The following is a 13,724-nucleotide window of genomic DNA, read 5'->3' as shown; positions in this document are numbered from 1 at the left end:
CTTACAGCCAGTTGATGTCGTTGAAACCGCGGTCGATATAGCCACCCTTGGAATAGCTTTCGCCCTCATAGCCAAAGATCGGCCACACGGCTTTCTGGTTGTAAAGGCCGGTCACAAGGCCCCCGCGCACGGTCTGGAAGAAGGCCTCGCCCTCGATCTCGCGCAGGATCGCGACGCGGTTTTCCTCCCATTTGGCGCTGACGTAATCGGTGTGGCCTGCGGCCTGCGCGCGGGCGTCCAGCATGGCGACACCTTCGGCGACCATGGTGGCGCTGCCTTCGCTGTCATAGCCTTTGACGGCCACGGCGTAATACTCATCACCGATCTTGTCATGCGGGTAGATATCACGCGCCATTTGCAAAAGTGTCGCCATTTCATGCTCGGTGACGTTGGTCACGGTCATGGCCCACGAGGCGTCGGGGGCTGCGATAAAGCCCGAGCCCATGGCGACGATCGCCGTGGCGCTGCCTGCGCGCGCCAAAAGCTGGCGGCGTGTCAGGATGGCTGTGGTTGATGTGGTCATAGCTTTCCTCCCAGAAAATTGTTGTTATCGGTAGCGGCCGTGCCGCTGCATCACTTCGATCTCGTAGCCATCCGGATCGGCCACAAAGAAAAAGCGCGCCAGCAATTCGCCGTCGCGCTCGAAATCCACCAATTTGCGGGGCTCCCATCCCGCCTTGGTGAAGCGGGCATGCTCGGCGTCGAGATCCTCGACGACAAAGGCGATATGCCCGTATCCGTTGCCCAGATCATAGGGCTCGGTCTGTCCTTTGTTGATTGTCAGCTCCAGCTCGATATCGTTCTCGCCATTGCGCAGATAAACGAGGGTGAAACTTTCGAAGTCGATCCTGTGATCCACCTTGAGCCCGAAGGCCTGATCGTAAAAGGCGGTTGAGCGGTCCTCGTCGAGAACCCGGATCATGCTATGCACGAGTTTGGCCACATATCCCTCCCTGAATGTTGGCGATCATTCAGGTTAGGCCGTGATTCGCGGCCTTGGGTAGTAATCCCCTACTACAAGGCGCTTCGCGTTACTCTGCTGCGAGGGAGGAAGGGTTGTTTTGGCCCATATAAACAAGGGCCGCGCAGCGCAAGAGCGACGTGAAATTATGCGCCTCGCCATGAAGCTCAAGCACCTCGGAATGGAGCGTGGAGATGAATTTCGGCGTCGTCATCCCCTGGCTCATGGCGATATCGTCGATGATGCACCAAAAGCTTGCCTCAAGCCGGATGGACGTGCTTTGGCCGTTCAGCCGGATGCGGCGGGTGACGGGCGTGTAGTGTTTTGGGTCTTGCCCCGCGAAGAGTTGGCACATTGTTTTTTCCTTTCATCGCTTGTTGCGCATCGATGTTATGGTAACTGTAGCGGCGTCCGCGCCATTGTCAAAAGGCGCAAAGGCCCTTGAGGCATGGGCTGTGCGCCGCTAGACCACTCCCACAAAGGGAGCCGCGCCATGAGCCTGAACACATTTGGACATCTTTTCCGCGTCACCACATGGGGCGAAAGCCATGGGCCTGCCCTTGGGGCAACCGTCGATGGCTGCCCGCCGGGTGTGGAGATTTCCGAGGCGATGATCCAGCACTGGCTTGACAAGCGCCGCCCCGGCCAGAACAAAAACATGACCCAGCGCAATGAGCCTGATGCGGTGCAGATTCTGTCGGGTGTTTTTGAGGGGCGCACCACGGGCACGTCCATTCAGCTGATGATTGAGAACACCGATCAGCGCAGCCGCGATTACGGCGATATCGCGAGTACGTTCCGGCCCGGTCACGCGGATATCACCTATCACCAGAAATATGGGCTGCGCGATTATCGCGGTGGCGGGCGGAGCAGCGCGCGCGAGACGGCGGCGCGCGTGGCGGCAGGTGGCATAGCGCGCGCGGCCCTTGCAGCGGCGCTGCCAGGCATTGAGATCAAGGGTTACATGGTGCGGATGGGCGCGATGGCGCTGGACCGCGCGCGCTTTGACTGGGACGCGATCGAGGGCAATGATTTCTGGCTGCCCGATGCGCAGGCCGCGCCTGAGTGGGAAGCGTATTTGCAAAAGCTGCGCAAGGATCACAACTCGGTAGGGGCTGTGATCGAGCTTGTGGCGCGGGGCCTGCCTGCGGGTCTGGGCGCGCCGATTTATGGCAAGTTAGACACTGATCTGGCCGCCGCGATGATGTCGATCAACGCCGTGAAGGGTGTGGAGATTGGCGAGGGCATGGCCGCCGCCGAATTGATGGGCACAGAGAACGCCGATGAGATTCACATGGGCGAAAACGGCCCGGAATATAGCTCCAATCACGCGGGCGGTATCCTTGGCGGCATCTCCACCGGGCAGGATGTTGTCGTGCGGTTTGCGGTGAAGCCGACGTCGTCGATCCTCAGCCCGCGCGCGTCGATCCGCATGGACGGCAGCGCTACCGAAGTGATCACCAAGGGCCGCCACGATCCGTGCGTGGGTATCCGCGCCGTGCCGGTGGGTGAGGCGATGATGGCCTGCGTTCTCTTGGACCATCTGATGCTGCACCGGGGCCAGACAGGAGCGTCCGGCCCCGTGGGGACGATTGGCTAAAGCGTTTTGCGAAAAACCTGACTCAAAGGTTTTCGCGAAATGCCCACACCTTTTGAAGGTTGTGCGCGTCTCGTCTTGACTGAGTGCCTCAAGTTTAAGGCGAAACGCTTTAAGGCTCAGTCCTGCGTCATGTCCGCTGTCATATAGATCAGCGTCGGACCGTCCGCCGCGAAGGCCTCTGTTACGGCCTTTTTCAGCTCGGAGAAGGATTTTGGGGCCTCTGCATAGGCACCGTAAGCCTTTGCCAGAGCCACAAAATCGGGGTTGTGGGCCATCACGGAGTTGGGCGCGATCTGCGCGCGGACCATGCTGTCCTCGATCTCCTTAAGCTTGCCATTGTCCCAAAGCAGGATCGGGAGGGGCTGGCCCAACTCCACCGCCGTGCCAAGTTCCTGCACCGTGTATTGGAACCCGTAATCGCCCGCGATCACGCAGGTGGGCAGACCGGGCCGGGCCGCCGCACCACCGATGCCCGCAGGCAGGGCATAGCCCAGCGTGCCAAAGCCGTAGGGGTGATGCCAATGGCCGGGGCGCTCCATGTCCCAAACCTCTTTTCCGGTATAGGCAAATTGCGTCATGTCCGAATAGATCATCGCATCTTCGGGCATCACCTCGCGCAGGGCATCGACGACGGGCACGATGCCGGGGCGCTCTGCGTCTGCCTCGGCGCGCCAGCGGGCGCGGGCCTGTTTGACGGGCTGAGGTTTCCACGACGTTTTGGCGGTGTGATCCGCCAGGGCCGCATTCAGCTGTGTGAAAAAGCCAAAGCTGTCCATCAGCAATGCCTCAGAGCCGTGCATCTGCGCCAGAACCTCAGGGTCGATATCGACGCGGATCATGGGGGCGGTGTGGCCCAGATCGGTGCGCCACAGGTCCACCTCGGCCAGTTCGCTGCCCACGACGACCACCAGATCAGCCGACGCCGCGACATCGGCGCTTTCTGGGCGGCCAAGATAGGCGCCGTAATGCAGCGGATCGTCGGGCGAGATGATGCCGCGCCCCGCGTAAGTGGAAAAGCTCGCGGCACCCAGCGCGGTGAGCGCGGCGCGCGCAGGCTCAGAGGCATGTACCGCGCCACCGCCAAGGACGAAAAACGGGCGCTTGGCGGCTGTGATCATCGCCGCGATATGGGCGGGGATCTGCGCGCTGTGCGCGATGGAAATCGCAGGTGCAGCGGCGGGCGCGGGCTTGGCCTCCCCCTCCAACAGGGGGATCGGCACTTGGATATGTTTGGAGCGCGGGCGCTTGGTCTGAAACTCTGCCAAGGCGCGGTCGATGAGGGCATAAGCCGCATCAGGGGTCTGTGCCGTCTCGGACCAATCGCAAACGGTGCCGGCGGCCACTTCTTGGTCCAGCATCTGGTGCAATTGGCCACGTGTGGCCGCCGTCTCGTTGAGGCAAGACGACAGGACCAGCACCGGCGCGCTGTCGGAATAGGCCTGCCCCATCGGGGTCATCACGTTGCACAGGCCGGGACCGGTGATCACATAGGCCACGCCGGGGCGACCAGACGCGCGCGCATAGCCATCGGCCATGAAGCCCGCGCCCTGTTCGTGCCGCGCGAGGATATGGCGGATGCCCGCCTCCTCGATACCGCGATACATCTCTTGGTTATGCACGCCGGGGATGCCGAATATCGTGTCTACACCGCGTGATTTGAGCATATGCGAGATTTGCGCACCGAGAGGCCGCGTTTGGGCAGGATCAGACATCAGGCTCTCCAGAAGTTGATTGTAAAGATTGCATAGACGGCCAGAAGTTCCAGCCGCCCGATCAACATGGCGACGATCAGTATCCATTTGGCTATATCGCTCAAAGGTGCGAAATTGCCAGTAGGCCCGATAATAGGCCCAAGGCCGGGTCCGACATTAGCCAATGCCGCCACCGCTCCCGAGAGCGACGTGATGAAATCCAAGCCCGTTAGCGCCAGCGCCACGGCGACAATGCCCAGAGTGACCACGAAAAAGACGAAAAACGTCATAACCGAGCTGAGCGTATCGTCATCCACGGGCCGCCCGGCATAGCGCGGGGTGAACACACCATGTGGTGAGCGGATGCGTTTAAGCTGCACCTTGATGGAGGCGAACAGAAGCTGGAATCGGAAGATCTTGATCGAGCATGAGGTGGAGCCCGCACAGCCGCCGATCAGCCCCGCGAAGAAGATGATAGTGACGGGGAAGGCCCCCCAAGTCATGTAGTTTTCACTCGCATAGCCGGTGCCCGTGACGATCGAAATCGTATTGAACAGCGCCGCGCGGAATGTGGCCTCGCTAGGATTGTTAAGTTGCACAAAACGCCACAGCGTCAGCAACAAAACAATGACTGCGATGGTGATGAAAAACGCCCGCACCTGGGGGTCAACCAGCAGGGGTTTGGCGGTGCCTGCCGTCATCTGCACGAAGCGCACGAAGGGCAGGGCAGCCAGCATCATGAATAAGGCGGCCACATAATGGGACGCTGGCGGCAACGCACTGAAAGACCCATCGTAATTGGCCATCCCGCCTGTGGCGATGGTGGTAAAGGCATGGACCGTTGCGTCAAACACGCTGAGCCCAGCGACCAGATAGGCCGCGATACACATCAGCGTCATGGCAAGATAAATGACCGAGATACGGCTCGCGATTTCTGTGGCGCGGGGCAGAATCTTGCCCATGGTGTCAAACGCCTCGGCCTTGAAGATCTGCATGCCGCCCACGCGCAGCTCAGGCAGGAAAACCATGGCGACAACGATGATCCCGATCCCCCCCAACCATTGCATGAGGCCCCGCCATAAAAGCAGACCCTTGGGCATTGTCTCCAGCCCGCTCATCACCGTGGAGCCTGTGGTGGTCAGGCCCGACATGGCCTCAAAAAATGCATCGGTGAAATCCAACTCGCCCGCGCCCAGCATGAAGGGCAGCGCCCCGAAGAGGGGCAGGACGACCCAGACGCCCGTGGTTACGAGGAAGGTTTGCTGAATGGTCAGCCCCTCGCCTACGCCGTTTTTGCAGGTCAGCGCCACAAGCCCTCCGATGAGGGTGGTCAGGATAGCGCCTTCGGCGAAGACGAACCAATGTCCGCGCCCTTCGGCCAGATCGACGGCAAGCGGCAGCAGCATGGCCAACCCCAGCGCCATGACCGTCAGGCCAATCACATATCCAACTGGGCGCATGTCCAACATAAGCGGCAGGGTTGGCCGCTGGCCGCTGGGGTGTCAAGCTGGTTTGGCTTTGAAACGCTTGGTATTTGAATATATTATGTATACACTCCGTATTCAAGGAGGGTGGAATCATATGGTATTGGATAAAAAGACCCGCGCGCTGGACGATTTGCGGATGCAGATCCTGAGCCTTTGGGTGACGCCCGGCGCGGATCTGGATGAGGCGGCGCTTTGTGCGCAATACGGTGTTTCCCGCACGCCCATGCGCGAGGTGTTTCAGAGGCTGGCTGGGGAGGGCTATCTGGAGCTGGGTCAGAACCGTGCGCCCAAAGTGGCCTCGATGGATTTGCCCACGCTCAGGATGTTCTTTCAGACCGCGCCGTTGGTCTATGCCAACATCGCAAGGCTCGCGGCCGAGAACCGCCGCGCGGACCAAATCGCCCCCCTGCGCGCCGTGCAGGATCAGTTTCGTCGCGCAACAGAGGCGCGCGATGCGGGGGCCGCGGCCCTGCTCAACCACAGCTTTCACGCCCAGATCGGTGCGATGTCGCACAACCCATATCTCAGGATGAGCCTTGGCCGGATGCTGATTGATCACACGAGGCTCAGCCAAACGTTCTACCGCCCATCAAGCCCTGAGGATACTAGCCGGATCGCGATCGCCGCCGATCAGCATGACGCGATGATCGATGCCATTGAGGCACGTGATGCAGAGGCCGCGACGGCCCTGACCCTAGCCCATTGGGACCTCAGCCGCGACCGCATAGAGCGCTTTGTGACACCTGACCCATTGCCGCTGGATGTGGCTACACTCAAGGAGACAGCAGATGCGCTTTGACGGAATCTATACCCCCATTGTGACGCCGTATCATGCCGATTTCACGGTCAACGAGGCGGCATTGGCGCAAACGGTGGAGCTTTTGGTGGGTGCGGGCGTGCATGGTATCATCATCGCCGGGACCACGGGCGAGTATTATGCGCAGAGCATGGAGGAGCGGATGGACCTTATGGGACGGGTGCATGCCATGATCGCAGGCCGGGTGCCGTCAATCATCGGCACGGGCGACATGCGCACCGAAAATTCCATCGAATATGCCAAAGCGGCCAAGGCGCTGGGCGCGGATGCGATCTTGGTGGCCACGCCTCCTTATAGCTGCCCCACCGGGCGCGAGATTGCGCTGCATTGTCTGGCGGTGGACCGCGCGGCGGACCTGCCGGTGATGCTCTACAACTATCCGGGCCGCATGGCGGTGAACATGGATGAGGAATGTCTGGACCGTCTGGGACGCTCGCCTAATTTCGCGGCGATCAAGGAAAGCAGCGGCGATATCAACCGCCTGCACATGCTGGCGCGCGATTATCCGCATATTGCGCTCAGCTGCGGTATGGATGATCAGGCTCTGGAGTTCTTTGCATGGGGTGCGCGGTCTTGGGTCTGCGCGGGGTCCAATTTTGCCCCTGAGGCGCATATCGCGCTCTGGCAGGCCTGTGCGGTGGAGGGTGATTTCACACGCGGCCGCGCGATCATGTCGGCCATGCTGCCCCTGATGCGGGTGTTGGAGCAGGGCGGCACGTTTGTCCAGTGCATCAAACATGGGCTGAGCACGCGGGGCATTGATGCAGGACCGCCGCGCCGCCCGCTCCATCCGCTCAATAAAGACGAAAAGCGCAGCTTAGAGGAGGTGATCCGCACTATGAACACCACTATTGCCGCCATCACAGGAGAGGCCAATTGACTGAGCTTTTGACCCGCGTGGAATATGCCGCCGCTGATGATGGCGTGGAAGATTGCGCATATGGTCAATGACACGCCCCATGGCCTCGCGCGTGATCAAGGCAATCTGGGTCGCTCTCAGCGACCCAGCGGAGGGGGACAGCGTGGGATGAGCGTGACGCTGGACAAGCCCGCCCGCCGAGGCCGGGGCGCGCGCAATACGATCTTTGTGCCGATGACAGGCGTGGTTGAGGTGACAGAGCGCGCTTTGAATTACACACGCGATTTGCTCAATGTGTATGAGGAGCCCAAGCTGGACGCGGGCATCAATGAGGCCCTGCTCGACTATATCGCGCGGCGCGAGCGGGAAATTCCTGTCGCCGATGCGCTTAATCAGGATCTGTGAGGGGGCTATGAAAGTCCGGCGTCTGCCCGTTAATCCCGGCCCTGCGGGGTGGGACAGGCTCTTGCCGCCGCCCGCGCCGCCAGAGGTATTGGAGGCGCGCATCACCGCTGATTGGTTGGTGATCGGTGCGGGCTTCGCGGGGCTGGCCGCGGCGGCGCGTCTGGCAGAGCTTCACCCCGGTGCGCGAATTGTGGTGCTGGAGGCCAGCCGCGTGGGTGCGGGGCCTGCGGGGCGCAATTCGGGGTTCATGATTGATCTGCCCCATGATCTGGCCTCGGACGCCTATTCCGGCGCGCTGGACCGCGACCGTGCGGAGACGGTGGCCAACCGTGCGGGCATTGATTTTGCAGCTCGCATGGCCGCCCAGCATGGTCTGACCGAAGAGGCCTTTTTGCAGAGCGGCAAGACCAACGCCGCCGCCACCGAAACCGGCCACAGGCACAATCTGGACTATGCCCGCCATCTCGACACGCTGGATGAGCGATATGAAATGCTGGACGCCGCCGCGATGCAGGAGATGACCGGCATCCCCTATTATCGAAGCGGGCTTTTCACACCGGGATCTGCGATGATTCAGCCTGCGATGTTTGTGCGGGGTGTGGCGGCTGGGCTCCGCTCCAAGCGCGTGCAGGTGTTTGAGGGTAGCCCCGTGACCGATCTTAGCCGCGCGGGTGACTGGACGGCGACCACTCCCAAGGGGGCGGTGACAGCGCCGCACGTGATTTTGGCGGTGAACGGTCATGCCGAAAGCTTTGGACAGTTTGAGAACCGGCTGCTGCATGTCCATACCTATGCCTCTATGACCCGCGCGCTGAGCACGGAGGAGACCGCGCGTCTTGGCGGGCGGGCACAATGGGGGCTGACCCCTGCCGATCCGATGGGGACCACCGTGCGGCGCATCTCCGGCACGGGCGGGGACAGGATCATCATCCGCAACCGCTTTACCTGCGATCCGACGCTGGAGGTGCCTGAGGGGCGGCTCGCCTCCGTGGCGCGCGATCATGCGCGGGCCTTTGCGGCGCGGTTTCCGATGCTTGTGGGGGTGGAGATGGCGCATCTCTGGGGTGGGCGTTTGTGCCTCAGCCTCAACAACGTGCCCGCGCTGGGCGAGGTGGCGCCGGGGCTTTTCTCAGCGGTTTGCCAGAACGGGCTGGGCACCGCCAAGGGCACGCTGCACGGGATGCTGATAGCGGAGCTTGCGTCAGCGCATGGCTCGGACCTTCTGACCCAGGTGATGGCGCAGGACGCACCCCGCAGCCTGCCGCCGCGCTGGATCACCAAGCTTGGGGCCACTGCACGGATGCGCTGGGGCGAATGGCGTGCGGGGGCGGAGCTTTAGGCTCTAATCCGCCCCAAGATCGCGCAGGATCGGGCAATCGGGCCGCGCATCGCCGGCACAAGCGCGGGTCAATTCGCGCAGCGTGTCGCGCATCCCGGCCAGAAGGGCGATCTTGGCCTCAATCGCCTCCAGATGCTCTTCCGCGATGCGTTTGACATCCGCGCTGGCCCTGTCTTGGTCGCTATAAAGCGCCAGAAGTGCGCGACATTCCTCGATCCCGAAGCCAAGCGCGCGGGCGCGGCCCAGAAAGGCGAGCCTGTGCACGTCAGCCTCGGAAAATCGGCGGTAGCCATTGGGCCCGCGCCCCGGTGTGATCAGCCCGATCTCCTCGTAATAGCGGATGGTTTTTGCCGGGAGTGCGGCCCGCGCGCTGGCCTCTGAGATGTTCATGCGGGATCTCCTACCGGGCGGCTGAGAGCGCGTAGGCGCAACGCATTACTGAGCACAAAGACCGAGCTCAGCGCCATTGCCCCTGCTGCCAGCATTGGCGACAGCATCACGCCCATCAGCGGATAAAGCAGCCCCGCCGCCACCGGGATAAGCGCGATATTATAGGCAAACGCCCAAAAGAGGTTCTGCCGGATGTTGCGCATCACGCGGGTGGAGATATGCCGCGCCGTGGCCACGCCCAATGGGTCGCCCGAGATCAGCACAACATCCGCCGCCTCGATGGCCACATCCGTGCCGCCACCCATGGCGATGCCCACATCCGAGGCGGCCAGAACGGGCGCATCATTGATCCCGTCACCGACAAAGGCGAGCGGTCCATGCGCGTCCCGCAGGCCTTGTGCTGCGGCGACCTTGCCCTCGGGCAGGACGCCTGCGATCACCTCATCAATGCCCAAAGTAGTGGCGACCGCTCGGGCGGCGTCCTCGGTATCGCCGGTGATCATGGCGGTGCGCAGGCCTGCGTCATGCAGCGCGCGAATGGCCGCTAGAGCGGCGGGTTTCACCGGGTCTGTGATGCCGAGAACGGCCTGAGCAGTGCCGTTTCGTGCCACATAGACAAGGGTCTGGCCCTTGGCGGCCATGGCCTCAGCAGCACCTTCTAGGGGCGCCGTTTCAATGTCTTCCTCCTGCATCAACCGTACAGTGCCGATGAGCAATTCCGCCCCGCCGACAGTGGCGCTGAGGCCACGCCCGGGCAGGGCCTTGGTCGCTGTGACCTCGGGGCGGCTCAGCCCCTCGGCGGCGGCCTCGATCGCGCGGGCAATGGGATGTTCGGAGCCTGCTTCGGCGGCGGCCACGGCGGCCAGAACGGTCTCCCGCTCTGCGCCGTCCACCACGCTCATATCCGCAAGCGTCATCCGCCCCATCGTCAGCGTCCCGGTCTTATCAAATGCCACGATCCGCGCCTCGGCCAGATGTTGCAGCGCGTCGCCCTTGCGGAAAAGCACGCCAAGCTCCGCCGCGCGGCCTGTTCCGACCATGATTGAGGTGGGCGTGGCCAGACCCATCGCGCAGGGGCAGGCGATGATCAGCACCGACACCCCGGCCACCAGCGCCAGCACCGAAGGTGCGAGGATCAGCCACGTGGCCACGCTTACCAGCGCCACGGCGATCACGGCGGGCACGAAGATGCGCACGACCCGGTCGGCCAGCGCCTGAATGGGCAGTTTTGCCCCTTGGGCGCGGCGGACCATGTCGGTGATGCGCGCAAGCACCGTATCCTCGCCCACCGCCTCAGCGGCGTAGCGCAGTAGGCCCGCGCCGTTGGCCGTACCGCCGACCACCTTATCGCCTGCTGACTTGAGCACAGGCATCGGCTCCCCGGTCAGCATGGCCTCATCCACATGGCTTTCACCGCTGAGCACTCTGCCGTCTACAGCAATCTGCGCGCCGGGGCGGGCCAGGAGGATCGCGCCGGGGCGGACCGATGCCGTGGGCCGCTCAATCGTTTCGCCGGCTTCTTCCACCAGAACCGTCTCGGGGCGCAGGCCGATCAGCGCCTCAATCGCAGCCCCGGTGCGCCCCCGCGCGCGTGCCTCCATCCAGCGGCCCACGAGGATCAGGGTTACGATCACCGCCGCGGCCTCAAAATAGACTGCGCGCGCGGCCTCGGGCAGCAGCGCAGGCGTAAGAAGGACTGCGGCGGAATAAAGCCACGCGGCCAGAGTGCCAAGGGCCACAAGGCTGTTCATCTCGGGCGCACCGCGCAGAAGCGCGGGCAGGCCGATGCGGTAGAACACCCGTCCGGGCCATGCCATGACGAGGGTGGTGAGCACCGCCTGAATCCACCAGCTGACCCCGGTGCCGATGGTGCCTGCGATCCAGTGATGCATGCCGGGGATCACATGACTGCCCATCTCCAGAACGAAAACAGGCAAGGTCAGCGCACCTGCGATCAGCGCGGTACGGCGGGCGGATTCAGTCTCTGATATGGCTAAGTTAGGCTCTGTGCTACCCTCAGGCGTGGCGAGATAGCCCGCTTCGCGCAGGGCCTTGATCAGCGCTTCGACATCGCTCAGTGCTGCGATATGGGTGATGCGTGCGCTGCGGTCTGCGAGGTTCACATGCGCCGCGCTTACCCCCGGCAGTTTGCTCAGCGCAGCCTCCGCCCGCCCGACGCAGGACGCGCAATGCATCCCCTCGACGCGCAGCAGGGTCTCTGATGGGTGCGCAGGGTAGCCAGCGGCGCGCAGGGCCTCGGTAATCGCTTCGGGCGTGGCGTCTCCTGTTGTGATCTCTGCCATGCGGCTGGCGAAATTCACCGTCGCGGTCTGCACCCCCGGCACGGCGGCGATGGCACGCTCCGCCCGGCCCGCGCATCCGGCGCAGGAAAGGTTGTCGAGTGGGAGGGTGAGGGTCTTGGTCATTGCGTGTCCTTCGCGCGGCTCACGCAATACATAAGGGTTCCGGTGACGGGAAGGTCAAGAGGGGCTACGATAGCGAAACACACCCGAGGCGGTGGCGATGCGGGTACCGTGCATATCCTCTATGCGTCCTTCGGCGAAATAGGTCTTGCGCCCACCGCCCGTGCGCCAGCCCTTTGCGATCAGTGTGTCGCCCTCCGCCTGTGCGAGGTAATTGACCGTCAGCGACAGTGTGAGCGCCATCTGCCGCACCGCAGGATCGCCGGTATAGCAGCCCGCAAACCCCATCGCTGTGTCGAGAAGCGTGGCGTGGATACCGCCATGGGGCAGGCCCTGTCGGTTCATCATGAACGGCGCCAGAGGCATTTCCACCTGTGCGAAATCCGCGCGCCAGCCGGTCAGGCGAAAGCCGAGATGGCTTTGAAGCGGATAGGCTTCCTCCAGCAATGCGGGGTCTATACTCATGCGCCCTCTCCCGCCGGGGTTTGGCCGAGATATTGCCGTGTCAGCCAGCGCGCCATGAGGGCCGGTTTCTCGCCGCCTTTGATCTCGACCCGCACGGCCCATGTGTTGCTGATCTGGCCCGGCACGCGGGTTTCGGCGTGGATCAGCCGGAAGGCGCCGCGCAGATGGCTGCCCGCAGGCACTGGGGCCATGAAGCGCAGCTTGTCAAAGCCATAGTTGATCGAATGCGCCACACCGGGCGGCGTGGGAAGCGCGTCCAGATACATCGCGGACAGAAGCGAGAGTGTCAGGAACCCGTGCGCGATTGTCCCGCCAAAGGGTGTTTGGGCCGCGCGAGTGGGATCGGTATGGATGAATTGCGCATCACCCGTGGCGGCTGCAAACGCGTCGATGCGGGTCTGATCCACCTCAAACCAACGCGAAAGGGCCTCATCTGTCATAAGTGGACTCTCATGTTTTTGCGCGCAGCATGCGCACCAGAACGGTTGCACAATCCGGCTTGGGCTGCAATCGGGCGGGCCTAGGGCTTGACGAGGCGGGGCGCGGGCCGCAAAAGCGGTGGGAGACGCCAAGAGGAGCTGCCAGATGTCCTTTTCCCGCCAGATCAAGATCGCCCCGTCGATCCTTTCGGCTGATTTCGCCAATTTCGGTGCGGAGATCCGCGCCATTGAGGATGAGGGCTGTGATTGGGTCCATGTGGATGTGATGGACGGGCATTTCGTGCCGAACCTCACCTTCGGGCCGCCATTGGTCAAGGCGATCCGCCCACATATCAAGACGGTGATGGACGTGCATCTGATGATCGCGCCGGTTGATCCCTATATCGACGCCTTTGCCGATGCAGGGGCCGATATCCTGACCGCGCATCTTGAGGCGGGGCCGCATATTCACCGCACGCTTCAGGCGATACGCGGGGCGGGGTGCAAGGCGGGGCTGGCGCTTAATCCGGGCACGGGGCTGGATGATGTGGGGCATTTGCTGGATATGATTGATCTGGTCTGTGTGATGACGGTGAACCCCGGCTATGGCGGGCAGAAATTCATCCATAGCCAGATTGAGAAGGTCCGCTCTCTGCGCGCCATGATCGGCGACCGGCCCATTCATATCGAGAGCGACGGTGGCATCACGCCCGAGACAGCGCCTTTGATGGCGGCGGCGGGGGCGGATGTTCTGGTGGCGGGCTCTGCCGTGTTCAAGGGCGGAAGTGTCGAGAACCCAGCGCCTTATGGTGATAATATCCGCGCCATTCGGGCGGCTGCTGAGGCGGTTTAGGCTCTAACCTTGCGC

15 protein-coding genes are annotated in these 13,724 nt (G+C 62.8%); 6 read left to right on the top strand and 9 right to left on the bottom strand.

Annotation, left to right across the window (positions count from 1 at the left end; translation table 11 throughout):
* Nucleotide 1 precedes the first annotated feature (1 nt).
* The 3 genes from KUD11_RS04180 to KUD11_RS04170 all read right to left on the bottom strand — a co-directional run bounded on the left by KUD11_RS04180 (nt 2) and on the right by KUD11_RS04170 (nt 1,316).
* Complete coding sequence (locus tag KUD11_RS04180) at nt 2–523, bottom strand: Twin-arginine translocation pathway signal (protein WP_109386335.1); 522 nt, start codon at nt 521–523, stop codon at nt 2–4.
* A 24-nt stretch (nt 524–547) separates the two neighbouring features.
* Nucleotides 548–943, bottom strand: a complete 396-nt coding sequence (locus tag KUD11_RS04175; RefSeq protein ID WP_109386337.1) for a VOC family protein — start codon at nt 941–943, stop codon at nt 548–550.
* 88 nt (nt 944–1,031) lie between these two features.
* Nucleotides 1,032–1,316, bottom strand: a complete 285-nt coding sequence (locus tag KUD11_RS04170) for a ribbon-helix-helix domain-containing protein (RefSeq protein ID WP_109386339.1) — start codon at nt 1,314–1,316, stop codon at nt 1,032–1,034.
* Nucleotides 1,317–1,454: 138 nt separating this feature from the next.
* On the opposite strand from KUD11_RS04170, the gene aroC reads away from it, so the two are divergent.
* Entirely contained in the window at nt 1,455–2,561 is a 1,107-nt protein-coding gene (gene aroC / locus KUD11_RS04165) for a chorismate synthase (RefSeq protein WP_109386341.1), read from the top strand.
* A gap of 116 nt (nt 2,562–2,677) precedes the next feature.
* On the opposite strand, the gene KUD11_RS04160 is transcribed toward aroC, so the two are convergent.
* Entirely contained in the window at nt 2,678–4,273 is a 1,596-nt protein-coding gene (locus tag KUD11_RS04160; protein WP_109386343.1) for a thiamine pyrophosphate-binding protein, read from the bottom strand.
* Nucleotides 4,273–5,721, bottom strand: a complete 1,449-nt coding sequence (locus KUD11_RS04155) for a TrkH family potassium uptake protein (RefSeq protein WP_109386345.1) — start codon at nt 5,719–5,721, stop codon at nt 4,273–4,275. The genes KUD11_RS04160 and KUD11_RS04155 overlap by 1 nt, the downstream gene beginning before the upstream one ends.
* Nucleotides 5,722–5,833: 112 nt before the next feature.
* On the opposite strand from KUD11_RS04155, the gene KUD11_RS04150 reads away from it, so the two are divergent.
* From KUD11_RS04150 to KUD11_RS04135, 4 genes are read left to right on the top strand one after another with little or no spacing between them, the layout of a single operon-like run.
* A complete protein-coding gene (locus KUD11_RS04150; protein ID WP_109386347.1) occupies nt 5,834–6,538 on the top strand; it encodes a GntR family transcriptional regulator in 705 nt (234 codons plus the stop codon).
* Nucleotides 6,528–7,436, top strand: coding sequence for a dihydrodipicolinate synthase family protein (locus KUD11_RS04145; protein WP_109386349.1), 909 nt, complete (start codon nt 6,528–6,530; stop codon nt 7,434–7,436). The genes KUD11_RS04150 and KUD11_RS04145 overlap by 11 nt, the downstream gene beginning before the upstream one ends.
* A 24-nt stretch (nt 7,437–7,460) precedes the next feature.
* Nucleotides 7,461–7,820, top strand: a complete 360-nt coding sequence (locus tag KUD11_RS15265; RefSeq protein ID WP_109386351.1) for a trimethylamine methyltransferase family protein — start codon at nt 7,461–7,463, stop codon at nt 7,818–7,820.
* Between the two features lie 7 nt (nt 7,821–7,827).
* Nucleotides 7,828–9,159, top strand: coding sequence for an NAD(P)/FAD-dependent oxidoreductase (locus KUD11_RS04135; protein ID WP_109386353.1), 1,332 nt, complete (start codon nt 7,828–7,830; stop codon nt 9,157–9,159).
* Nucleotides 9,160–9,162: 3 nt separating this feature from the next.
* Here the strand turns inward: KUD11_RS04135 and KUD11_RS04130 are convergent, their stop codons facing one another.
* From KUD11_RS04130 to KUD11_RS04115, 4 genes are read right to left on the bottom strand one after another with little or no spacing between them, the layout of a single operon-like run.
* Nucleotides 9,163–9,549, bottom strand: coding sequence for a MerR family DNA-binding protein (locus KUD11_RS04130; protein ID WP_109386355.1), 387 nt, complete (start codon nt 9,547–9,549; stop codon nt 9,163–9,165).
* Nucleotides 9,546–11,975 carry a heavy metal translocating P-type ATPase gene (locus KUD11_RS04125; RefSeq protein WP_109386357.1) on the bottom strand — a complete coding sequence of 810 codons (2,430 nt, stop codon included), beginning with the start codon at nt 11,973–11,975 and terminating at the stop codon, nt 9,546–9,548. The genes KUD11_RS04130 and KUD11_RS04125 overlap by 4 nt, the downstream gene beginning before the upstream one ends.
* A 54-nt stretch (nt 11,976–12,029) precedes the next feature.
* On the bottom strand, nt 12,030–12,437 hold the full coding sequence (locus KUD11_RS04120; protein ID WP_109386359.1) for a PaaI family thioesterase: 408 nt from the start codon (nt 12,435–12,437) through the stop codon (nt 12,030–12,032).
* A complete protein-coding gene (locus KUD11_RS04115; protein ID WP_109386361.1) occupies nt 12,434–12,877 on the bottom strand; it encodes a MaoC family dehydratase in 444 nt (147 codons plus the stop codon). Before KUD11_RS04115 ends, KUD11_RS04120 begins: the two co-directional genes overlap by 4 nt.
* 145 nt (nt 12,878–13,022) lie before the next feature.
* On the opposite strand from KUD11_RS04115, the gene rpe reads away from it, so the two are divergent.
* Nucleotides 13,023–13,709 (top strand): ribulose-phosphate 3-epimerase, encoded by a 687-nt coding sequence (gene rpe, locus KUD11_RS04110; protein WP_109386362.1) that lies wholly within the window; start codon nt 13,023–13,025, stop codon nt 13,707–13,709.
* Nucleotides 13,710–13,724 lie beyond the last annotated feature (15 nt).

This window comes from Roseovarius carneus, assembly GCF_020141465.1.
Lineage (GTDB): Bacteria > Pseudomonadota > Alphaproteobacteria > Rhodobacterales > Rhodobacteraceae > Roseovarius > Roseovarius carneus.
Note: the sequence above shows the minus strand (reverse complement) of the source record. Positions and strands in the feature narration are given on the sequence as shown.